General features: G+C 69.8%; 20 protein-coding genes and 2 tRNA genes. 11 read left to right on the forward strand and 11 right to left on the reverse strand.

Features of this window, described 5'->3' with window-relative positions; genetic code table 11:
- The first annotated feature begins 62 nt into the window (after nt 1-62).
- On the forward strand, nt 63-1,043 hold the full coding sequence (locus KIH74_RS10405; protein WP_214155638.1) for a CAP domain-containing protein: 981 nt from the start codon (nt 63-65) through the stop codon (nt 1,041-1,043).
- Here KIH74_RS10405 and KIH74_RS10410 read toward each other — a convergent pair.
- Together KIH74_RS10410 and KIH74_RS10415 are read right to left on the reverse strand one after the other, a co-directional pair.
- Nucleotides 1,027-2,193, reverse strand: a complete 1,167-nt coding sequence (locus KIH74_RS10410) for a hypothetical protein (RefSeq protein WP_214155639.1) — start codon at nt 2,191-2,193, stop codon at nt 1,027-1,029. The genes KIH74_RS10405 and KIH74_RS10410 overlap by 17 nt on opposite strands.
- Before the next feature lie 69 nt (nt 2,194-2,262).
- On the reverse strand, nt 2,263-2,544 hold the full coding sequence (locus KIH74_RS10415; protein WP_214155640.1) for an Lrp/AsnC family transcriptional regulator: 282 nt from the start codon (nt 2,542-2,544) through the stop codon (nt 2,263-2,265).
- Between the two features lie 153 nt (nt 2,545-2,697).
- On the opposite strand from KIH74_RS10415, the gene KIH74_RS10420 reads away from it, so the two are divergent.
- Nucleotides 2,698-3,546 (forward strand): SAM-dependent methyltransferase, encoded by an 849-nt coding sequence (locus KIH74_RS10420; protein ID WP_214155641.1) that lies wholly within the window; start codon nt 2,698-2,700, stop codon nt 3,544-3,546.
- A gap of 57 nt (nt 3,547-3,603) precedes the next feature.
- On the opposite strand, the gene KIH74_RS10425 is transcribed toward KIH74_RS10420, so the two are convergent.
- The gene (locus tag KIH74_RS10425; protein ID WP_214155642.1) at nt 3,604-4,176 is read right to left on the reverse strand and encodes an ATP-binding protein; all 573 of its coding nucleotides are present in this window, start codon (nt 4,174-4,176) and stop codon (nt 3,604-3,606) included.
- Nucleotides 4,177-4,492: 316 nt separating this feature from the next.
- Between KIH74_RS10425 and KIH74_RS10430 the strand changes: the two genes are divergently transcribed.
- Together KIH74_RS10430 and KIH74_RS10435 are read left to right on the forward strand one after the other, a co-directional pair.
- Complete coding sequence (locus KIH74_RS10430; RefSeq protein WP_214155643.1) at nt 4,493-5,350, forward strand: Sco1979 family transcriptional regulator; 858 nt, start codon at nt 4,493-4,495, stop codon at nt 5,348-5,350.
- 267 nt (nt 5,351-5,617) lie between these two features.
- Entirely contained in the window at nt 5,618-5,851 is a 234-nt protein-coding gene (locus tag KIH74_RS10435) for a DUF397 domain-containing protein (protein ID WP_214155644.1), read from the forward strand.
- Between the two features lie 27 nt (nt 5,852-5,878).
- Here KIH74_RS10435 and KIH74_RS10440 read toward each other — a convergent pair whose 3' ends face one another.
- The gene (locus KIH74_RS10440) at nt 5,879-7,027 is read right to left on the reverse strand and encodes a PrsW family intramembrane metalloprotease (RefSeq protein ID WP_308113708.1); all 1,149 of its coding nucleotides are present in this window, start codon (nt 7,025-7,027) and stop codon (nt 5,879-5,881) included.
- Nucleotides 7,028-7,106: 79 nt separating this feature from the next.
- Between KIH74_RS10440 and orn the strand changes: the two genes are divergently transcribed.
- On the forward strand, nt 7,107-7,733 hold the full coding sequence (gene orn / locus KIH74_RS10445) for an oligoribonuclease (protein WP_308113709.1): 627 nt from the start codon (nt 7,107-7,109) through the stop codon (nt 7,731-7,733).
- A 146-nt stretch (nt 7,734-7,879) separates the two neighbouring features.
- Nucleotides 7,880-7,952, forward strand: a tRNA-Lys gene (locus KIH74_RS10450).
- A 125-nt stretch (nt 7,953-8,077) separates the two neighbouring features.
- Here the strand turns inward: KIH74_RS10450 and KIH74_RS10455 are convergent.
- Both KIH74_RS10455 and KIH74_RS10460 read right to left on the reverse strand, forming a co-directional pair.
- Complete coding sequence (locus KIH74_RS10455; protein WP_214155646.1) at nt 8,078-8,950, reverse strand: DUF72 domain-containing protein; 873 nt, start codon at nt 8,948-8,950, stop codon at nt 8,078-8,080.
- Between the two features lie 18 nt (nt 8,951-8,968).
- Complete coding sequence (locus KIH74_RS10460; protein WP_214155647.1) at nt 8,969-9,478, reverse strand: metallophosphoesterase family protein; 510 nt, start codon at nt 9,476-9,478, stop codon at nt 8,969-8,971.
- Between the two features lie 80 nt (nt 9,479-9,558).
- Between KIH74_RS10460 and KIH74_RS10465 the strand changes: the two genes are divergently transcribed.
- Entirely contained in the window at nt 9,559-10,443 is an 885-nt protein-coding gene (locus KIH74_RS10465; RefSeq protein WP_214155648.1) for a UbiA family prenyltransferase, read from the forward strand.
- A gap of 5 nt (nt 10,444-10,448) precedes the next feature.
- Here KIH74_RS10465 and KIH74_RS10470 read toward each other — a convergent pair whose 3' ends face one another.
- From KIH74_RS10470 to KIH74_RS10480, 3 genes are all read right to left on the reverse strand, one after another.
- Nucleotides 10,449-10,814, reverse strand: coding sequence for a hypothetical protein (locus tag KIH74_RS10470; protein WP_214155649.1), 366 nt, complete (start codon nt 10,812-10,814; stop codon nt 10,449-10,451).
- A 127-nt stretch (nt 10,815-10,941) separates the two neighbouring features.
- A complete protein-coding gene (locus tag KIH74_RS10475; protein WP_214155650.1) occupies nt 10,942-12,012 on the reverse strand; it encodes a hypothetical protein in 1,071 nt (356 codons plus the stop codon).
- A complete protein-coding gene (locus tag KIH74_RS10480) occupies nt 12,009-13,052 on the reverse strand; it encodes a sigma-70 family RNA polymerase sigma factor (RefSeq protein ID WP_214155651.1) in 1,044 nt (347 codons plus the stop codon). The genes KIH74_RS10475 and KIH74_RS10480 overlap by 4 nt, the downstream gene beginning before the upstream one ends.
- A 271-nt stretch (nt 13,053-13,323) precedes the next feature.
- Here KIH74_RS10480 and KIH74_RS10485 point away from each other — a divergent pair, with 271 nt between their 5' ends.
- Entirely contained in the window at nt 13,324-13,968 is a 645-nt protein-coding gene (locus KIH74_RS10485; protein ID WP_214155652.1) for a pyridoxamine 5'-phosphate oxidase family protein, read from the forward strand.
- Between the two features lie 228 nt (nt 13,969-14,196).
- Nucleotides 14,197-15,372, forward strand: coding sequence for an EAL domain-containing protein (locus KIH74_RS38490; RefSeq protein ID WP_214155653.1), 1,176 nt, complete (start codon nt 14,197-14,199; stop codon nt 15,370-15,372).
- Nucleotides 15,373-15,375: 3 nt separating this feature from the next.
- Here the strand turns inward: KIH74_RS38490 and KIH74_RS10495 are convergent, their stop codons facing one another.
- Both KIH74_RS10495 and KIH74_RS10500 read right to left on the reverse strand, forming a co-directional pair.
- Nucleotides 15,376-16,521: a GGDEF domain-containing protein gene (locus tag KIH74_RS10495; RefSeq protein ID WP_214155654.1), complete on the reverse strand. Its 1,146-nt coding sequence runs from the start codon at nt 16,519-16,521 to the stop codon at nt 15,376-15,378.
- A gap of 268 nt (nt 16,522-16,789) precedes the next feature.
- Nucleotides 16,790-16,865: transfer RNA gene (locus KIH74_RS10500), tRNA-Arg, on the reverse strand.
- 624 nt (nt 16,866-17,489) lie between these two features.
- Between KIH74_RS10500 and KIH74_RS10505 the strand changes: the two genes are divergently transcribed.
- Together KIH74_RS10505 and KIH74_RS10510 are read left to right on the forward strand one after the other, a co-directional pair.
- Nucleotides 17,490-20,033: a dynamin family protein gene (locus tag KIH74_RS10505; RefSeq protein ID WP_214155655.1), complete on the forward strand. Its 2,544-nt coding sequence runs from the start codon at nt 17,490-17,492 to the stop codon at nt 20,031-20,033.
- A gap of 119 nt (nt 20,034-20,152) precedes the next feature.
- A complete protein-coding gene (locus KIH74_RS10510; protein ID WP_214155656.1) occupies nt 20,153-21,979 on the forward strand; it encodes a GTPase in 1,827 nt (608 codons plus the stop codon).
- The last annotated feature ends 59 nt before the right edge of the window (nt 21,980-22,038 follow it).

A 22,038-nucleotide genomic window follows, 5' to 3' on the forward strand; every position in this document is an offset into this window, starting at 1 on the left:
GTGTGCCCCGAACGCACTCAGGGTTTCGGGGGAATCTGATGAAGCGTCAGGCGTGCTGGGCCATGGCTCTCGCCGTTGTGCTGATGGCCGTGGGGGTTCCGGCCCGCGCCGGGCAGGTCACGGGATCGTCGTCGTCCACGGTTCGAAGTGCGGCGTACCAGCCGATCGACACCGGTGACCGGGCGGCCGTGCGCCGTGCTGTGCTCAAACGGCTGCGCCCCGCGCTGGCGGTGAAGGTGAAGTGGGACGGGTCGGTCGCGCACTGCCGGTCCGGCAGACCGTCGGTCGCCACACAGCGCGCCACCCTGAAGGCGGTCAACTTCTTCCGGGCGATGAGCGGGCTGGCCCCGATCACGTTCGACGCGAAACTGTCGGCCGGGGCGCAGAAAGCGGCGCTGATCATGGACGCCGAGAGCTCGCTCAGCCACTTCCCGCCGCGCTCGTGGAACTGCTGGAGCAAGGCCGGGGCCGAGGCGGCGGGCCGTTCCAACCTCTGTCTGGGCTGCACCGGTGCGGAGTCGATCCTCGAATACATGGACGATCCCGGGCCCGGCAACAAGGCGGCCGGCCATCGGCGGTGGCTGCTGTACCCCTACGTGAAGACCATGGGCAGTGGCGTCACCAGCGGTGCCAGTGCCCTGCGGGTCATCCCGAGCGCCCGGGTCCAGGTCAAGGCCCCGAAATGGGTTTCCTGGCCCACGCCAGGCTATTTCCCCAACGAGCTGGAGCCCGGCGGCCGCTGGTCGCTGAGTTCGTCCAACGACCACGCCGACTTCTCCGCGGCCAGGGTCGCGGTCCGCACGGCGAAGGGCACCCGGCTCAAGGTCGTGCTGCACCGGCCGGTCGAGCACGGCGCACCCGACTACGGTTCACCCGGACTGGTCTGGGAGATCGGTGATCTCGCTCTCCCCACGGGGGCGAAGGGCCGCCGCATCGACGTCACGGTCTCGGGCATCCGGGTCTGGAACGCCACCGACACCGCGCTGACCAAGAAGAAGGTCACCCATCGGTACTCGGTCCGGTTCTTCAATCCGGACGCGTGACCAGCTCGTCCAGCTGGGCCGGGGTGAGCGGCCGCTGGTAGGCCTTGCGCAGCACGCGGTTCCGGGTTTCGTCGTCGGCGGTGTCGGCCAGTGCCACCCACCAGTCCACGCCGGCCGGGTAGGCCCACAGGTACGAACGCAGCAGCGGATCGGCGCCGCGTTCCGACAGCACGTCGCTGATCGTGGCGTTCGTCCACCAGGGCACCCGGGCCCGGGCGTGATTCGCGCACTCCATCAACGGAATTCCGGAGTTCACGGCCAGATGCAGCTCCGCGCGCACCAGTTGCAGGTAGTGGGTCAGTCGCAGCCGGGCGATCAGCGGGGCGTCGTCGGGGGCCAGAAACAAGGGCAGGGTCTGGGCCAGCCCTTCCAGCATCATCTGGTAGGGCAGGTTCACCGACAGCAGCCGCAGCCAGGGCACGTCCGGGTCGTCCGCGCACACCTGGGCGTACGAGGCCGACTGCAAGGCATGGCCGAGCAGCTCGTGCATCGCGAACTGGCGCACCTGCACGACGGTGAACGAGGAGTGCCGCCGGTTGAAGCGCAGCCGGGCCTGGCTCCCGGCGCCGTCCAGCCAGTAGCCCCAGTAGTCCTCGACGTCCACCATCTCGACCCGCACCGTGCAGGGGGCGCGGGTGCCCACCAGCGCACGGGTCCTCGGCTCCAGCTCCCGGGCGATCACCGGGATCTGCTCGGCCGCCTCCTCCGGGGTGAGTGGTTCCTCAGACTTCAGCAGCTGCCGGTTCAGGTCCGGGCCCCAGCCGATCCCGAGCTCCTCCACGGCCCGCACGGCCCGGTCCCGCACGCTCTGGATGTGCTCCTCGGGCCGGTCCGTGGCGTCGCAGCCCTGGGTGTCACGCAGATAGGTGTGCAGCGGATCGCGCCGCCCGAGCAGAGCGCCCGCGTAGGCCCGGTGCGCGCGCACCGCATCCCTGATGTCCCGCGCCCCGGCGCCGATCTCGGCCGCCTTTCCGGCGCACCGGGTGAGCTGCTGATACACGTCCAGGCGACTGCGCGCCGCCGGCACCGGCCGACGGTCGGGGGCGCAGTCGTAGTCGATCACCGCCTGCGCGCCACGGCTGAGCTCATAGGCGTGCCAGGACCGCACGATGCCCTCGACCCGGTCCCGCAACGCCGACACCTCACCCACCCGGCCAGGCTAAGGCGAGCGAGCGTGTCCGGTATGCCGGAATTGCTGCCGCTGGGCGCAGCGGCCGGTTCAGCTCTCGAAGCCCGAGGTCAGAGCGTCGTCCACGGCGTCGGGCGCATAGGTGCGGAAAGCCAGGTAGGTGCGCGTGGACACGACACCCTCGACCTTGCCCAGATGGTCGGCGATGATGTCGGCCAGGGCGTCCTGCTGCTCGACGCGCACGATGGCGACCAGGTCGACGTCACCGGTCACCGAGTACACCTCGCGCACCCCCTCGATGGCGGCGACCGTCGTCGCGACCTCGGGAATCCGGTCCGGCCTGGCTTGGAGCATCACGATCGCGGTGATCACGCCGTCAGCCTAGTACCGGCCCGCTCGCACCCGCGCGGCGGGACCGAACCGCGGCTTTAGAGTAGGTACTCAGGGGTTTCCACCATTCATGTGCGTGTGTACCGGCTATTAGGTTTGTCGGGTCCTGGCGGATCGAACGGGAGCACGCCGACGATGACGACCCAGCCGCACGACCCGCAGGCCGACTCGATCGAGGTCGACTGGTCGTGGACGGACTCCGACGAGGACTGGATCCCCCCGGAGATCGACACCTCCCGGCCCAGTGCCGCGCGGATGTACGACTACGCGATCGGCGGCAAGGACAACTACGAGGTCGACCGCCGGGCCGTGCACGAGGTGGGCCAGATCCTGCCCGACTTCCAGGCCTGCGCCCATGCCAACCGGGGCTTTCTGGTACGGGCTGTCGAGGCCCTGGCCACACTGGGCGTGGACCAGTTCATCGATCTCGGCTCCGGAATCCCGACCTCGCCGAACGTGCACGAGGTGGCGCAGAAGGCGCAGCCGTCGGCGAAGGTGGTCTACGTCGACAACGACCCGATCGTGATGACCTACAACCGGGCGCTGCGAGAGCCGCAGCCGGGCGTGCTCTCGCTGGATCACGACATGCGGCGGCCGCATGCGATCCTCGACGACCCGCGGCTGCGCGCCCATCTCGACCTGGACCGCCCGGTGGCGCTGTTGCTCGTCGCGGTGCTGCACTTCGTGCGCCGTGAGATGGCGGTGAAGGTGGTCGAGCAGTACGCCAGGCTGCTGCCCGCCGGCAGCTACATCGCGATCTCCGTGGTCTGCTCCGACGGGATGCAGCCGGCTCTGGTCGAGCGTCTGGAACAGGTCTACGAGGCCTCGGCCACGCCGTTCGTGGCCCGCACCGGTGCGCAGGTGGAGCAGTTGTTCGACGGCAAGCAGCTGATCGAGCCGGGCCTGACCGACGTCACCCGCTGGCGCAGCGACCAGGGGCCGCTGCCGATCCGCATTCTCGGTGGGGTCGCCCGCATCGGCTGAGTGCCGCGCGGTCGCGTGTCGTGGGGGTGGGCGTTGGGGGGCTGAGCGTGGTGCGGCTCAGGCCGCGCCCTGGATGCTGATCTGTGGGGCCGGCTTCTCGGCGGCCACCTTGGAGAACATGGCCCACACCGACTTGCCCGGCTGCCGCTGCCCGTCCTGCTCGTCGAGCAGCGTCCAGCCCCAGCAAAGGCTCAGCGACTCGACCAGTTGCAGTCCGCGGCCGCCGCCGGCGGCCAGGTCACGGGGGCGGCGCACCGGGGGTGTGGGGCTGGGGTCGGTCACCGAGAGGACGACGTGGGCACCGCTGCTCTTCAGGCTGATCCGCACACCGTCGGTGCGACGGCGGTGCAGCTCGTCCGACGCGGACTCCCGGGAGGCGGCGTCACGTACGCCGTGCGCCAGTGCGTTGGCCAGGAGCTCGGTGGCGACCAAGGCGATGTCATCGGCCATCGACTCGGCGCCGAGGTGGGTGAGGCCACGCCTGACCATGGCCCGGCCGAGCGGGACGGCGTGCGGTGTCGAAGGCAGGAGGCAGGTCGCCGACCCGGCCTCGAGCACGACGTCGTTCTCGGCAGCACCCTGTTTGGTGGACGGCGAGACGTCCACGGACTGCGGCTGTGCAATCACCACGACAGGCCCCATACCTCGTTCCCGACCCCGGGGAGGCTCGGCCGTTCGCCGGACCGGTCTCCCTGAGCCACGCGTTGTGCCGGTGCAAACGCTACCGCCAAATGCACGTGCATCTCGAGAGTATCCGATTGGTTCGTGCGGATGCACGTGCATCAAGAGCAAATATGCGAGTCGCCCGAAATTGACTGAAAGTGGCTTCCGCTAGGACTTGAGCTCGGAGAGATGGCACACTGGCACGGGGTCGCGGCAATGGATACGAAGAGCCACGCTCATCGGCGATCGGATCCTCTTTGACATCATGTGAGGTGCACACACTGTGACGACGCCGGGTGGACCGACGGTCCGGCGCATTCTGGTGGGCGCCCAGCTGCGACGTCTGCGGGAGTCGAAGAACCTGACCCGTGAGGCAGCGGGCTACCGCATCCGCGCGTCCGAATCCAAGATAAGCCGTCTGGAGCTCGGCCGCGTCGGATTCAAGGACCGCGACATCGCCGATCTGCTGGAGTACTACGGCGTCGAGGACGAGGCGCAGCGTGAGGCCCTGGTGGCCCTGGCGCGCGAGGCCAACGCCCCCGGCTGGTGGCACAGCTATGACGACGTTCTCCCGAACTGGTTCGAGACGTTCGTCGGCCTCGAGGAAGCCGCCAGCCTGATCCGCAGTTACGAGATCCAGCTGCTGCCGGGCCTTCTCCAGACGGAGGCGTACGCGCGGGCCGTGGTCAGTGCCGGTGCGCCGACCGCCGCGGTGGCCGAGGTGGAGCGCCGGGTGAACTTCCGGGTGAAGCGCCAGGGCATCCTGCGGCGCGACGATCCGCCGCATTTCTGGGCCGTCATCGACGAGGCCACGCTGCACCGGCCGATCGGTGGGGCCAAGGTGATGCGCGAGCAGATCGAGCACCTGCTCGACCTGATGACGTTGCCGAACGTGACCTTGCAGGTGATGCCGTTCCGGTTCGGCGGGCACGTCGGCGAGGCCGGCGCCTTCACCATCCTGCGCTTCCCCGAGCCGGAGCTGCCCGACACGGTCTATGTCGAGCACCTGACCAGCGCGCACTACCTGGACAAGCCGGATCACGTGGAGCGCTACGCGCAGACCATGGAACGGCTCACGGTCGACAGCCAACCGCCGGACATGACCCGGCGCACTCTTCAGAAGATTCTGGCGCAGGCCTAATCAATCCGCGCTGAAAGGCGTCGGTAGACCCTACTTGGGTCCGATTCCGGGTGGAAACACTCTTGCGTGCACAACCCGCACTGACTCGCTGTGGCGAGACGTGAGCGGAGCGTGTAAATCCCTCTGGTCAGGTGCGCCGACCTGCCCGTATAGTCCTGAACTGCCCCGCTGCCCGCGCAAATGCACGCGCAGTAGAACGTGCAGAAGGACAGCCCAAGGTCTCAGCGACCTGACATGGATGCCGTCTGCCCACATTCGGAGGTCGAGATGTCGCACTTTCACAACGGGATGCCGGCAGAGCTGATCACGGCGGAGTGGAAGAAGTCCGCCCGCAGCAACTCGCAGGGCCAGTGCGTCGAGATGGCGGCGCTCGAAGACGGCCAGGTGGCCGTGCGGAACTCGCGGTTCCCCGGCGGCCCGGCCCTGGTGTACACGCGTCCCGAGATCGAGGCGATGATCCTCGGGGCCAAGGACGGGGACTTCGACCACCTTCTGGGCTGAGCCCGGAGGTGCCTCGCAGGGCCCGGGTCAGGCCTGGGTGAAGCCCGGCAGGAACCGGGCCCGCAGCCTGGAGAGCGTGGCGAGCATCGCGTACTCCGTGGTGGGGGCATCCGCGGACGCGGTGCCCCGGGCCATTCGCTCGCGCAGGAAGGCCAGTTCGCTGCCCAGCTCCTGGAACTCGCGCATGGCCCGGCGGGCTTCCGCCCCGCCGGTGCGCTGGGCCCAGTCCCGGGCCTCCCGCCGGGCGGGCAGGGAGGCCAGCATCGCCACCTCGGCCTGGGTGAGCCAGCCGGTGCGTCCGTAGATGTCGAGATGCTGGGCCACCAGCTTGCCCTCCCGGCCCCGGGCGAGCAGGGCCAGCGAGATGAAGGCGATGAACACGGGCAGCTGGAGCGCCACGTAGGCGGCGGCGAAACCGGCCATGCCGGACGAGGCCGACCAGTTCCAGATGCCGTGCAGCGCAACGGCCACCAGGTAGCCGAGGACCGGGGCCCCGACCTTCAGCAGCGGGTTGCGGGCCCGCACCGCCACCCCGATGCCGACGCCGATCGCGGCGGTGAACAGCGGGTGCGCGAACGGCGATACCACGCAGCGCAGCAGGAACACGAAGACCGTTCCGCCGCCGCCGGTGTCGGCCAGGGTGCGGCCCAGGTAGAGCACGTTCTCCACGTAGGCGAAGCCGATGCCGGCCATGCCCGCGTAGACGATGCCGTCGACCACGCCGTCGAACTCCCGGCGGCGCATCAGCAGGATGAGCACCACGGCCAGGCCCTTGAACGCCTCCTCGACGAACGGTGCCACGAACACGGCGGTGTAGGTCATGTCCCGGCCCGCGTTGTGGATCGCGATCAGCGAGGCGGTGTTGATCACCAGAGCGCCGAACGTGGACACGCCGGCGCCCCAGGCGAAGGTGAGGGCCAGCAGGGACGGGGGCTCGGCCTCGTAGCGGTCCAGCCAGAGGAAGGTCGCGATCACCGGGAAGACCGGGACGGCGGCCAGCACCGAGCCGGTCACCAGGCCCATCACACCGGTCTCGCGGGTGATGGCGAGAACGGTGAGCAGGCCGGAGGCGACGAGGACGATGATCACCGCGACCCAGAGCAGCGTCGTGCGCATCCGGGGACGACGGGGCGCCGTCAGTGGCTGGTCGGCAGGCATGGGGAACGGCGCGCTCACGGCACCGAGATTAGCGGCGCGACGTACCCGGCGGTTCATCCTTCACCCGCCGAACGGCTCGAAGCGTAGAGTACCGGCCGTGACATCGGAGAACAGCGAACGTTCGCAGGACCGCATCGTCTGGATCGACTGCGAGATGACCGGCCTCGATCTGGGGAAGGACGCCCTCATCGAGGTCGCGGCGCTGGTCACCGACTCCCAGCTCAACGTGCTCGGTGAAGGCGTCGACGTCGTCATCCGGCCCCCGGACGGCGTGGTGGACACCATGGTCGACGTGGTGCGCACCATGCACACCACATCGGGCCTGCTGGAGGAGCTCGACAAGGGCATCACGCTCCAGGAGGCCCAGGAGCGCGTGCTCGAGTACATCAAGACCTGGGTGCCCGACCCACGCAAGGCGCCGCTGGCCGGCAACTCGGTCGGGACCGACCGGGCGTTCCTGGCCCGCGACATGGTCGAGCTCGAGCAGCACCTGCACTACCGGATCGTCGACGTCTCCTCGATCAAGGAGCTCGCCCGGCGCTGGTACCCCCGGGTGTATTTCGCCTCGCCGTCCAAGAACGGCGGTCACCGGGCCCTCGCGGACATCCGGGAGAGCATCGAGGAGCTGAAGTACTACCGGGAGGTGCTCTTCGTGCCGCACCCGGGCCCGGACAGCGAGACCGCTCGCGCCGCCGCCAAGAAGTACGTGCTGCCCCCGTCCTGATCCGGTGCCTTTGCCTGTCCGCATGGCGGTTTCGGCGCAGTGTGCCAGCTGTCACGCGGCGGGCGGGGTTACCGGTTTCGTAGTTCGGGTTGGTGCCTGGTAATGTTTTCAACGCAGCGAGGGGCCGCAAGGCACCGAGCAGCCGAGGGTCATTAGCTCAATTGGCAGAGCAGCTGACTCTTAATCAGCGGGTTCGGGGTTCAAGTCCCTGATGGCCCACCTCAGGCGCAGGCCAGGTCTTCGGACCTGGCCTGTTCTGCTTTGGTCAGTGGTTCTTCATGAGTCCCACCGGAACACGCGGATTCGGTCCACGCGAGCGCGGCCCTGCGGTCGAGGCCGCCCGCTCAGCCCTGACCCAGCCGCTCCGCCAGGGCCATGGCGTCGTACGGCGCATGCACCTTGGCGTCGTTGTCGAAGTAGACGAACACGTCCCGTCCGGCCCGGCTGGTGGGCAGGGTGGCGATGGTGTCCGGTGTCCTGCGGATCTCTCCCGAACGCCACCGGCGCACGCGCTCGGCCCAGCGGTCCAGGCCGGCCGCGTCGTACCCGCTCACGTAGAGCTCCTGGTCGCCGTGCAGCCGCACGTAGACGAAGCCGGCTGTGACGTCTTCCAGCACCGGGAACTTCCCGGCCGAGTCGGCCACCACCAGGGCCGCGTCGTGCTCTCGCAGCTGTTGCACGAAGGCCGGGTCGGCGAAGCTGGGGTGGCGCACCTCGAAGGCGTGGCGGACCGGCCGGTCGGCGTCCGTCTCGGTGAGCACGCGGTCGGCCGCCAGCCGCTCGTCATGCCTGCCGGCCAGATCGGCAGCCTGCTGGGTGGAGGTGGGCAGGCTGTTCAGAAACCGCTCGATCAACGCGCCGTCGTAGGGCATGGTGGGCGGGAGCTGCCAGAGCACCGGGCCGAGCTTCGGGCCCAGGGCGAGCAGGCCGCTGGCGAAGAAGGTGGCCAGCGGGGTGTCGATGTCGTTCAGGCGCTTCATGTGCGTGATGAAGCGGGAGCCCTTGACCGAGAACACGAAGTCGTCCGGCGTCTGCGCGGCCCACTGCCGGTAGCTCGAGGGGCGCTGGAGCGAGTAGAAGGATCCGTTGATCTCGATCGAGTTCAGCCGGGAGGCGGCGTGTTCCAGCTCCCGGGTCTGGGGCAGGCCCTTCGGGTAGAAGGTGCCCCGCCACGGCGGGTACCGCCAGCCGGAGATGCCGATCCGCAGGTCAGCCATGCCCGTGAGGCTAAGGCCCTACTGCCGGGGCGGCATCCGGCGAAGCACCACGTCGTGCAGCTCGCCGTCGTGCGCCGTCGCGGTCAGGTAGGTGTGGTCGGGCTGCTTGCGCCTGTCGGTGGGGGAACCGGGGTTCAGCAGCCGCATGCCATTCGGTGTGGTGGTGTCCCACGGGATGTGGCTGTGCCCGAACACCAGCACATCGGTGTCGGGGTAGGCCTTGTCGCAGCGCTTCTCGCGACCGTCCCTGGACCCGGTCTCGTGGGTCATGGCGAACCGGACCCCCTCCAGCTCCACCCGCGCGATCTCAGGCAGCCGCCTGCGCAGCCCCGGACCGTCGTTGTTGCCCCACACCCCGACCACCCGCTTCGCCCGGCTCTCCAGCCGGTCGAGCAGGGACTCGGCCACCCAGTCGCCGGCATGGAACACGACGTCGGCCTCCGCCACCGCGGCCCACACCTCGGCGGGCAGGTCGTGACCACGCTTGGGCAGGTGGGTGTCGGAGATGATCAGCAGCTTGACGGGCACGACGCCGACAGTACGTGAGGCGGCCGGATCAGGTTGAATCGGGAGGAGTCGGTGAACCTTCTCGCGGAAGCGGTGATCTGGTGGGACGTGCGGTGCTGGGGCTGATCCAGGCCAGTCATCCGGTGCCGGCGGTCGCGGTGACGGTGTTCGCCACGGCGTATGCGGTCGCCGTCCAGAACGGTCTGATCATGGACGCTTTCGGGCCCGCCCTGCCGGTCGGGGCGGCGGTGTTCGCGGGACAGTTGTGTGTGGGGTGGTCCAACGACGCTCTCGACGCCGATCGAGACCTGGCCGCGCAGCGCGAGGAGAAGCCGATCAGCGCCGGACGGGTGGGGGCCGGAACCGTTGCCGCGGCTGCCTGTCTCGCGGCAGCCGCGGCGGTGGTGCTCTCGACCCGGCTTGAGGACGACGCAGGGCTGTACCACCTCATCGCCGTCCTCGGTGCCGTCGGATACAACGCCGGGCTGAAAAGCACGCGGCTCAGCCCAGTTCCGTACCTGCTCTCCTTCGGTCTGGTGCCGGTCATCGCCTCGCTGGCGGTGACCGGCGAGTGGCCCGCGACGTCGACCGTCGGGGCTGCTGCCCTGCTCGGAGCGGGAGCGCATTTCGCCAACACGGTGGGCGACACCGAGGCCGACGCGCTCACCGGCGTGAGAGGGCTGCCCCAGAGGATCGGGCCCACCCGCTCGCTGACGGTCATGGCGGTGCTGATCGCGCTGGGCGCCGCCTGGTTGCTGACGGGAGTGGCGGCCACGGACGGAATCGGTTTCTTCCGAACGATTCTCGCCGTGGTTCTGCTGGTCGCGGGGGCGCTTCTGGGACTGGTGGGAGCCGTCGGGCGCGTCGGGGTCCCGGGCGGCGGACGGGGTCGTCGCCGCCTCGGACGGCCCGGCGGTCCGGTGGCCTTCCGCCTCACCCTGGTCGCGGTGGCCCTGGTGGTGGCCGGTGTGCTGCTGACGGCCTGAGACGGTCAGCGTTCCCACGGCGGCGTGTCGTCCATCTTGGCGTAGTACTTGGCGAGATGGCTCTTCGCCCGGTCGATGTCGTGGGCGGGCATGTCGATTCCGCCGTGGCTGCCCTGCATGATGGCCCCCGCTGCCATGACGCCGCGCGGCACGGCGACCAGCTTGCCGTCGACCACGTCGGCGATGAGCAGCTTGTAGGCCGTGAAGTTCTGCTTCTTCTCGCTGTCGTACCAGACGTGGGTGTTGCGGTATTTCTCGTTCGGTTCGTCGGTGGCGTCGGCCCACTGGCGCACGCGCTTCTCGGCGGCGGAACCGTTCCACTCCCGGTCGCGATCGGCCAGAGGAAGGTCCTGGAATGCCGTGACGGACATGTCGGCTGCTCCCTTGCTGCTCCGTGTTCTCTTCCGTTCGGTGGCCACTCTGCTCCTGAGCAGGGTCGGCGCATCTTCGGGCGGCCGGGCCTCAGGTCGGGCCTCAGGTCGGGATTCAGGTCGGGATTCAGGCCGGGTCGAGGCGGGCCAGCGTCGCCTCGGCCCGTTTCAGTTCCTTGGACGTGTCTTTCAGGTGTCTCTCGTGCCGGCGGAGCTCACGTTCGGCCTGCGCGACCTGCCGATCACCCGTGTCGAGTCGGCGCCGGACCGACACCACCTCTGCCTGGAGCTCGTCCAGCCGGGCCTGGAGCTGCGCCTGTTCCGACCGGGCGTCGTCGTGCTTCTGCCGCTTCTGCCGGAGCTCGTGCTCCGCCTCGGTCAGCTCGGCGCGCTTCTGCTCGACCAGTTGCCCGGCTCGCTGTTTCTCGTCGGCCTGTTGTTCCTGGTCGGCCTGTGTCTGGGTCCGGTGATCGGCTGCCGAGCTCGCTGTCGGCTGTGCCGACGGCCTTTCCACCAGCCGTGCTGCTGACCTCCGCACCGGCTGTGCCGCCTGATCTTTCGCCGGCCGTGCCAATGACCTGGCTGATGACCTTCTCGCTGGCCTCGCCGCTTCCTTCGGCCCGTCGGCGCCTGACTCGTCGAGCTTCACGTCGGCGAGTTTGGTGGTGCGCCGGGGTCGCAGCGGGGTGGCCGTGGCCTCGGTGATGTCGACCTCGCCGAACCCCGCGTAGGTGAGCGCCCGGGTGAGACGACCGGACATCACCGCCATCGACGCCTGCTCGTCGGCGACAGCCGCCCCGAGCGTGTCTTCCAGCTCGCGACGGACGGCCGCGCTCACCCTCTGCCCGGCTGCGGCAGCCACTTCGTCGGCCCGGCCAACCAGTGCCGTGACGAGCTGATGCCGCTGCCGGGTGAGCTCACGCATACGAGGCGCGTCGAGCACGGCCTGCGCCTGACGGAGCTGCCCGCCCAGTTGCTCGAGCCGCTCCATCTCGCCCGCGGAGCCCTGTTCACCCCGGGCCAGCTGGTTGACCAGCCAGGCCGAGGTGGTGGGCCGTCGCAGCTCGCCGATGGCTCGGGCTGCGTCGGCGTCACCGGCCGCGCGGGCGTCACCCGCGAGGCGGGTGCGCTCGGCGGTGAACCGGCCCGGTTCGACCGCGTAGAGCTCACTCGCGGCCCCGTCGAGCGAAGAGCTCACTCGTGCAGCCGATCCGGAAGACCGAAGTAGGGGAACAACATGGGTGTGCTGAGAAAGGTTGTCATCTCGGTGATCTGGCCATGAACCACCTGGAGCACCTGGAGGCTCCACGGCGACCAGCCCCCGTCGGCAGCGACCCGGTACTGCCCGAAGGCCGGCATGCCGTTGGCGGAGGTGGGCACCAGCCGGGAACCCCTGCACTCGTGGCCGGGACCGGTCATCCAGGCGACGATCTCTTGCGGACCGCTCAGCCAGAGGTCGAGCGGCGGCATCGACATGGTCGCGTCTTCGTGCAGCAGCGCGACCAGGCCCTCCATGTCGTAGTTCTCGAAAACCTCCAGATAGCGCTGCAAGAGGGCGGCCGACTCGCCCTCGGCGGACCCGTCGGCGAGGGAACCCGCCCGGGCGCCCGCGGTGGCCCTGGCCATCGCCTCCTCCGGCGTGCTGCCGTCGGTGGCGAGGGTGGCTCGGGCCCGTTGCAGGGCGCTGTTGACCGAGGCCACGGAGGTGTCGAGCAGTTCGGCGACCTCGGAGGCGCGCCACTGGAGCACCTCACGCAGGATGAGCACCACCCGCTGACGGGGAGGCAGATTCTGGAGCAACGCGATGAAGGCCAGCTGGACGGTCTCCCGCCGGACCGCGGCCTCGGCCGGATCGGTGGTGCCCTCGAGGACCCGGCCGTCCGGGATCGGCTGGATCCAGGTGGCCTCGCCGAGCGGTTCGCCCAGCACCACCTCGGCGGTCTTCTGGGAGGGCCCGAGGTCCATCGGAAGAGCCCGGCGCTCGCGGCCTTTCAGCATGTCGAGGCAGACGTTGGTGGTGATGCGGTACATCCAGGAGCGCAGAGCCGAGCGGCCCTCGAACCGGTCGAGTCCGCGCCAGGCCCGGATCATCGCCTCCTGAACGGCGTCTTCGGCCTCGAACGCGGAGCCCAGCATCCGGTAGGCGTAGGCCGTGAGTTCGGTGCGGAACTGCTCCAGTTCGTGTGCCTCGTGCCCCTCCACCGCGAGAGTGTCTCTCGCGGTCCTGACCTCGCTCATGCTGACGATCCCCTCGGTCAACGATCACGGTGCCGATCTGTTCGCAAGCGTAGGGGTGGCCACCGACAATCTTCCGGAGACGAGGGCAGGTGTGGCGGGCCGGAGCTCCTCGTCGTCCAAAATTTGAGGGGAACCACCCACCCGACCGGCACTGCCCCCACACCCGAAACACCATTGCCAGCCGCGCCCGCACCCGGCAGGGTTCGCGGTGGGGCTTGACCGCCCGGCCGACCCGGCGGCCCGGAACCGGGCCGATGCGGAGGTGTGCCGGATGCCGGCGGAGACGATGGCCGAGATCACCACGGAGGCCGAGCTGCGGGCACTCGTCGGGGAACCGATGCCCCTGGCGGCGAACAAGGTGCGTGCGCGGCTGGACCAGACGCATCGTGACTGGCTCGCGGCCTCGCCCTTTCTGCTGCTCGGGACCGCTGCCGACGACGGGTCGTGCGACGTCTCGCCGAAGGGGGACCCCGCGGGGTTCGTCCATGTGCTCGACGACACCACGATCGCGATGCCCGAACGGGCCGGGAACCGGCGTGTCGACGGCTATCTCAACATTCTGCGCAACCCCCAGGTCGGCATGCTGTTCGTGATTCCCGGCCGCACCGACACGCTGCGCGTCAACGGGCACGCCCGGATCGTCAGCGACGCGCCGTTCTTCGAGGAGATGGTGGTGAAGGGGCACCGGCCGGTGCTGGCGCTGGTGGTCTCGATCGACGAGGTCTTCTTCCACTGCGCCAAGGCGTTCATGCGCTCGGACCTGTGGAAGCCGAACACCTGGGACCCGGAGGCCCTGCCCTCGCGGGCGCAGCTCAACCACCGGGCGAGCAACACCGGCCAGAGCCTTGAGGCGCTGGAGGCCTACTACGCACCTGAGAATTGTGCGAAGGGTCTATACCCGGTGAACCAGGAGTGACGACGGTTGGTTCTGGGGTTCGTTCAGTGGTATAAATCACACTTGTTACAGGTGGGGTGGTTGGTGCTTTATGGCAGGATTCGGCGAGAAATCCTGTCACGGGTCCGGCGCGCAATCCGATTGACCGAGCACGGCTGAAAAGCTTCGCCTGGGTCGGTCATGTTTGCTCCCGTAAAATCATGCTGGGTCGACGATCAGCGCGCCGATGTGCCGGGATGGGGCGAAACTGTGGAAAGCACCGAGACGGCATCCGCGCCGTCGTTTCCGCGGCCGCGAGTTTCCGGTGAAGACCTCGATATCCGGCGTCTGCTACGGCTGGCCCGGGTGCATCTGGGCATGGAGTTCGCGGCCCTGGTGGAGGTTCTCGAAGATCACGTTGCTCTGCGGGCGGTCGACTGCGGGCAGACCACACTGAGTTTCCTGCTCGACCGGCGTGTCCCGCTGGAGGGCACCTACGCCCAGCACATCCTGGCGGGCACCCTGCCCGAGCACCTGGCCGACACGCTCTGGCACCCGGTCAGCCGTGACCTGCTCTCGACCCGGCGCAACGGTGTGGGTTCCTACGCCGCCGCCCCGATCGGAACGGGCGCGCTGCTGGTCTGTGCCAGCGGCAGCAGCACGCCCGGGCTCGACGAGCGGGCCCCCCAGTTCCTCGCCCTGCTGGCCGAGGTGGTGGGGGAGCAGATGCGCCGCGCCCACATCGGCGAGCAGGGGCGCATCCACGAGGCGCTCGACGGCGGCCGGTTCCGCATGGTCTACCAGCCGATCGTCGACCTGGCCCACGGCGCCGTGGTCGGTTACGAGGCGCTGGCGAGGTTCGACGACCCCGGATTTCCCACTCCCGCACATGCTTTCGAGGCGGCAACCCGGGCCGGGCTGGGGGTCCAGCTGGAACTGCTCACGATGCGCTCGGCCCTCGAGCAACTGCCCGTGATGCCGGCCGGGGGGCGGCTCAGCGTCAACCTCTCGGCCGAGGCCCTGATGACGCCGAGCGTGGTCGAACTGCTGCTGCACCACGCGCACTACCCGCTCAGCGTGGAGATCACCGAGCACACCCAGGTGCGTGACTACGGCCTACTCACCGAACCGCTGGCGCACCTGCGCCGCGCCGGGGTCGAGATCGTCGTCGACGACGCCGGGGCCGGGTTCGCCAACTTCGCGCACCTGCTCAAGCTGCGGCCCTCCGTGATCAAGCTCGACATCGAGCTGGTCCGCGGCATCGATCAGGACCCGATGCGGCTCGCGCTGACCCGCAGCCTGGTGGCGTTCGCCGCCGAGGCCAAGGTGTCGCTGGTGGCCGAGGGCATCGAGACCGACAGCGAGCTCCAGACCCTGCGGTCGCTCGGGGTCGGGTTCGGGCAGGGGTTCATCTGCGGGCGGCCCGCCGCACTGCCCGTCGCCTGAGTCTCAGCTCTCGATCGGCGACGTGGAGAGTACGGCGGTGCGGCTCCTGAGCCGTTTGGCCTCGTACTGAGCCTGGTCGGCGGCGCGGAACAGGTCCGTAGCGTCCAGGTGGGGCCAGGCCTGGGTGGTGCTGGCCACCCCGCACGACACACCGGCGCCGGCCGGCAACCCGGACGCGGCGGCGCAGAACGCGTCGGAGCAGGCGAGCACCGCGGGCACCGAGTGATTCGGCACCAGCACCACGAACTCGTCGCCTCCGACCCGCGCGATCAGGCTGCCGATCAGCGGTGAGAAGTGCTGCACGAGTAGGCGTGCCACCGAAGTGAGCAACTGGTCGCCCGCCGCGTGCCCGGTCGTGTCGTTGACCCGTTTCAGGCCGTTGACGTCGACGGCCACCGCGGAGACCCGCCTCGACGCGGCCTCGATCACCGACCGGTGACGCGCCCGCCCGTCCTGGTCGGGGAGGACCTCGGCGAGATGACCCGCCACGTCGGGGCGCGGTGAGCGGTACTGGAGAGCCACCGACGCCGCGTCGTCGAGAGCCCGCCGGTTCGCCAGGCCGGTGAGCGGGTCACGGAAGGCGAGCTGTTCGAGGGCCTCGAAATGGATGGCCCGGGACAGCGCGCCCGCCAGGATCGCGCAGAGCGCCTCGGTGTAGGCGAGGTCGAGCACCGCGAACCGGTCGAGCCGGTAGTCGCGGGTGGCGTAGAACTCGCCCCACAGCTGTCCGTCGACGATCAGCGGGGCCGCGAGGGCCGTGCGTTTGTCGAGGCGGCGCAGCAGGGCCACCTCGTGCGGGTCGCTCAGCGGGTCTTCCACCTCGGTGACCAGGGTCTGGAGCTCGGACAGCACCTGCCGGGCCTGGGGGTAGTCGTCGAAGTGGTAGGTCTCGTCGGTCGGCCAGCGCACCTCGTCGGGGGCCAGGTCACCGACGTTGATCAGGGTCTGGAGGGTGCTCGTGCCGGGCTGGAGGCGGCTGATCGAGATGCTGCTCGCTCCCAGGGCGTCGAGGGCGGACTCGGCGGCAAGCTCCAGCATCTGGTCGAGGCGTACGGACAGCCCGAGGGCGCGCGCGACCGCGGCGAGGCTCTGGATCCTCGCGGTCGCCTCGTCTGACCTGGCGATTGCTTCCTCGGATCGTGATGGCACGGTCGTGTCCGTCGTGATCGGCGGGGTGATTCGCCCCGAGTTCGGCACAGGAGGTGATGATGTCATCATTCAGTGCCTGCTGACCTTGAGTCGCCGGTCAGTAACTGGTGGATCTTTCGCGTCGGGCGCCCTCCACGGCCGAGCAGGCAATGGAGAGTCGTCCGCGCCGGGCAAAAGGTTGCCCAGCGCGCGCGAGTGGATGCTCTGAGTAGGCGATGCGATGACCCGTGTGGGCGATGGCCGCCCGGGGGTTCGATGGAGGTGGAACTGGTGCGCCCGGCAGGATTTGAACCTGCGACCGACAGATTAGAAGTCTGTTGCTCTATCCGCTGAGCTACGAGCGCTCGAGGGCTGGCTGGGCAGGACGCCGTTGCTCTCGACGCCCTGCTGGCTGACCCCCGTCCGCGATGATACCGGCGCGTCGGGTCTGGTGAAGGGAATATGGAATCACTGCATGGATGGGCGCCGGGAAAAAGGTGCGAACCGTACTTTTGCCTAGTCGCGGCCCTGTGGGAGATTGGCCCGCGCAATAGCGAACTCGTGACCAAGAGTATTTGAATGAATGCAAAGAGTTTATCTGATGCGCCGAAGTGCCTATTCATGCGGAATCGCCGTGACTCTGGTCTCGCCGGCTCCTGGAGTACGGCCATTCGAACGTTTCGGCGTGGATGTGGCGTGTTCCGCCCGGCGAGGCAGTAAACATAGGGGCGGAGACCGGGTCGTTGCGGCTCTTCCTCGCGCAATGAACAATTAGTTATCTTTGATCGACGGAACGTATTGCATTCGGTCGTCATGATGGCGGCCTGGCGGACTACAGGGAGGTGGACGGCGCTGTGAGCCCGGCACGAGATGGCCGCCGTACAGAAGGCACCGGCGCCGATCGGCCCGCGGGCGCCCCGGCCTGGCCCGAGGCCGGCGGAATCGCCGACGGTTCCCGGTCGGCCGGACCGCCCGCCCAGGTCGTGGACATGGACAGGACCGGGAAGCCGGCCGACACCGGTGGGGTGGTGCGTGCCGGCGCCGGTGCTGTCGCCGCTCGCGCGGGTCAGATCGTGGCCGGGGCGCGGTCGGTGTTCTCCACCGATCAGACCGAGCCGGTTGTCGGCGAGCCGGTGCCCGGTGAAGATCCGGAAGCCACCGATCAGGCCGGACGGGCCAGGTTCGCCCCTCCGATCCAGTCCAGCACGCCGACCGGGGGGCCCGCTCGGGCCCGCTTCGCTTCTCCAGCACCTGTCGCCGCGGACGTCGCTCCCGAACCCCGGCCGCGTGACATGCGGTCGGCGGAGGCCCGGATGGTTGCCGCCGGTGTTCGGGAGAGCGCATCCGTGGCCGTCGGCGTTCCCGTGGAGGAGCCGGCCGTTCCTTCCGTCACCGGCGCCGAGTCTGAGGAGGTTGCGGCCGGGCCGTGGTTCGCTCCCCGGATCGGCCGGGCGGACAGCGCACCCGCCGGCGCCGGGCAGACTGATGGCGTGGATCAGGACGAACATGAAGTTCCGGTGCCGACGGTGGGTGCCGGGCCGGCGGCCGAGGCGAGACCTGCCGTCGGCGCGTCCGCCGGGGCCGTTCGTGCCGGAGCGGGCCGTCCCGCTGTGAGGACGGGAACCGGTGCCAGGAGCGGGGTCTCCGCCGGTGCGTCCGCCGCGACGGGGCCCGGCCGGGCCGCTTCGGCCGCCGGCCGCGGGGCAGGTGGCGACGCCGGAACCCCCGGCGCCGTGGGCAGCGCCCCGCTGCCCGAGCGGCTCGCCGCGGTCGCCCGTTTGCGCACCCAGGTGGCCACGCTTCCACTGACGCTGGACGTGGAGGGCATCGCCGACGTCCGGCGCGAGCGTGAGGACCTGCTCAGTCAGCTCGACGACTACATCCTGCCCCGGCTGCACCGCCCCGACGCTCCCGCGCTCGCGGTCATCGGTGGTTCCACCGGTGCGGGCAAGTCCACCCTGACCAACTCCATCGTCGGCCGCGAGGTGAGCCGGTCCGGCGTGCTGCGTCCGACCACCCGGTCGCCTGTTCTGGTCCATCATCCGCACGACTCGGGTGCTTTCCTCTCGCAGCGCATCCTCCCGCGCCTGACCCGGGTGACCTCCGAGGCCCCGGAGCCGGTGCAGCCGATCGACCCGAACGCCCCGCGGATCACCGGCCTGCGGCTGGTGCCGTACGACGGTCTGGCGCCCGGCCTGGCGATCATCGACGCCCCCGACATCGACAGCCTGGTCGAGACCAACCGTGACCTGGCGGTGCAGCTGCTCCAGGCGGCGGACCTGTGGATCTTCGTCACCACGGCAGCCCGGTACGCCGATGCGACGCCGTGGAAGATGCTGAAGCAGGCCGCGGATCGCGGTGCGGCCATCGCCGTGGTGCTGGACCGGGTGCCGCCGGAGGCACTTCAGGAACTGCGCATCCATCTGGCCACGAAGCTTCGCGACCAGGGCCTGGGTGGCGCGGCGCTGTTCACCGTGCCGGAGAGCCCGCTCGAGGACGGCTATCTGCCGGTGCAGGCGGTGCGGCCGCTGCGCGACTGGTTGCGCCGGATCGCCGGGGACGAGCGTTCCCGGTCGGTCGTGGTGGAGCGCACCCTGGCCGGAGCGATGCGCAGTCTTCCCTCTCGTGCCCGGATCCTCGCGAAAGCCGCTGCGGCACAAGCCGATGGCTGGTCGCAGCTGTACGAGGACACCGACGCCGTGATGATCCCGGCCCGGGTGACCCTGCTTGATGGGCTCGCCGACGGCTCGCTGGTGAGCGGGCAGGTGCTGTCGCACTGGCAGGAGTTCATCGCCCGCGGTGACCTGGCGGCGCGACTGGGTGGGACGTCGTCGGGCCGAGCCCAGCGGATCGGTGCTGCCATCACCCAGCAGGAGACGACCGAGCAGTCGCTCACCACCACCATCTGCGAGGCGGTCTCCGCGACGGTGCACCAGGCCGCGCGGTCCGGCCTGGAACAGGTGGTCAGCACCTGGCGTGGACACGTCTACGGCGCGGCCCTGCTGACGGCGCGCGGCCATCAGGTGGCGCCCCTGGAGCAGGACAAGCTGCTGGCCAAGCCGGTCGGCGAGTGGCGTGAACAGGTGGCCGGGCAGGTGAAGCAGGCGCTGGCGAAGGCGGTCGAGGCCGCCCCCGACGGCCTGACCGTGGACGAGCAGACCCTCGTGGACGTGGTGTTCATGCTGACGGTGTCCGAGGACTCCAGCCTTGAGGACCCCGATCACAGCGGAAGTCGGCTCGGCGAGGCGTTCTTCGCGCCGGACAGTCACACGGGCGGCAAGGCCGCCGACGGTGCGGAGCCGGTCGCTTCGGGCTCGACGCTGGGCGCTCATCTCGCGGTGGTGGAGTTGCTAGGAGAGGAGACCGTGCGGTCCATCATCGAGGAGGCCCGCACCGACCTGGCGAACCGGGCCGGAGCCGTGATCGACGACGAGCGCCGTCGGCTGGAGCGGATGCTGGAGAACCCCGAAGACCTCGGCCTGCGGGTGGGCGCCCTGCTGGACGCCGCCTCCGCGGTGAACATCGCCGAGTGAGCCCTACTCTGGGAAGACGTGAGCACTGACGCGCCGGGAACCACCCGGACGGCGCGAAACCCCCTTGCTACAGCGACAGGATCGGCAGGAGCGATGACCCGAAGGAACGGCGAGGCCAGGTGACCGACGTGATGGGGCGGGTTGCCGCACTGTCCGCGGCCCTCGACTGCGGAGCGCCCTGGCTGCCGCCGGAAGCCGTTCAGAAGACGCGGGACCGGATGGAGCACGTGGGCCACCGGCTCGACCTCGGCACCGACCGCACCGTGGTGGCCCTCGTCGGGGCGACCGGAGGCGGGAAGTCCAGCCTGTTCAACGCGATTGCGCGGATGGACATCGCCGCGGTCGGTGCCCGCCGTCCGTTCACCACCTCCCCGATGGCGTGCGTGTGGGGCGAGCTCGGCTCGGAGAAACTCCTCGACTGGCTCCAGGTCCCGGCCGACCGCCGGATGACCAGGGAGTCCGTGCTCGACGCCGACGACCAGGCCGTTCTGCACGGTCTGGTGCTGCTCGACCTGCCGGACCACGACTCGACCGAAGCCGTTCACCGGGTCGAGGTGGATCGGCTGGTGCGCATGGTCGACCTGATGATCTGGGTGGTCGACCCGCAGAAGTACGCGGACAACGTGCTGCACGCCGGCTATCTCCAGAAGCTCACCAGCCATGACGGCGTGATGCTCGTGGTGCTGAACCAGGTGGACAAGCTCAGTCCTGAAGAGACCGAGACCTGCGTGACCGACCTGCGGCGTCTGCTCGACGGGGACGGGCTGGCCCGGGTCGGCATCGTGCCGGTCTCCGCCACCCGTGGTGACGGCGTGGACGAGCTGCGTGCGCTGCTGGCCGACGTGGTGCAGGACCGGTTCGCCGTGATCGAGCGGATCGAGAGCGACCTGGACATCGCCGCCGAGGAGATCGCCGCCGGACTCGCTGCCTCGGAACCCGGTGCCGGACAGCCGGTTTCGCAGGACAAGTTGGTCAACGACCTGGCCGCGGCCTCGGGTACCTCGGCCCTGCTGGACGCGCTCGCCGCCGAGTACCGTCGGCGGGGCAGGCAGAAGCTCGCCTGGGCACCGGCTGCCTGGGTGGCCCGGATCGCGGCCCGGCGCAAGAGTACCGGGCCCGCCGAGGCCCGGTTGCAGGCCGAGACGGCCTCGCTGAAGGCACTCGCGTCGCCCTCGCAACGCCCGGCCGTCCGGCTCGCGGTCGAGGCGATGCTCGCGGACAACGCCGGCCCGCTGCCCGAGCGCTGGGCCAAGGAGGCCCGGACGCTGGTGGCCCGGGCCGGGGACCCGGCCGTCTCGCCGGAAGACGTTCTGCTGCCGTCCGGTGTCCAGGGTTCGTCGGGCGGTGCGGCCGGAGCGGCGTTGGCGGGGCGTGGCCGGCACACTCCCGCTTACGGCCTGCCGAAGATCACTCCCACCACCGGGGTTCCCTCCGACCCGGACGGACTCGCCCGGGTGCTCGACAGCCGGCTCGCGGCAGTCGATCTCCGGTTCTCGACGCCGCTGTGGTGGCACCTGACACAGTTCGTCCAGCAACTTCTCGCGCTGGGCTCGGTGATCGGGGTGCTCTGGCTCGCGGTGCTGGTGCTGGGGCGGCTGGCCGGCCAGGAGCCGTCGGGCGCTCTCGGGTCGTTGCCCCTGGCTGTCTCTCTCGTCGTCGGCGGCCTGGTCGCCGGGCTGTTGCTGCGGTTGCTCTCCCGCTGGTGGCTGACGGCGGGTGCGCGGAACCGCCGGGCCGAGCTCGACGGACGGCTGCGCGAGGCCGTCGCCGAGGTGGCTGCCGAGCGCGTGGTGGCGCCCATCCGCTCGGTACTGGCGCGGCACCGGGAAACCCGGCAGGTGCTGCTGGGCGAGCGGTCCCCGACGTCGGGGGCGGCCGAGCCGACTCCAGGGGCGGACGAGACGGAGCAGAGCGACCCGGAACCGGTGGCGGCTCTTTCCCGCTGAGAACGTCGGCGCGGTAGATGTGTTCATGACGGCGATGGTGAATCGGCCTCATCCGGCGG

It is taken from the genome of Kineosporia corallincola (assembly GCF_018499875.1).
In the GTDB taxonomy this organism is placed as follows: Bacteria; Actinomycetota; Actinomycetes; order Actinomycetales; family Kineosporiaceae; genus Kineosporia; species Kineosporia corallincola.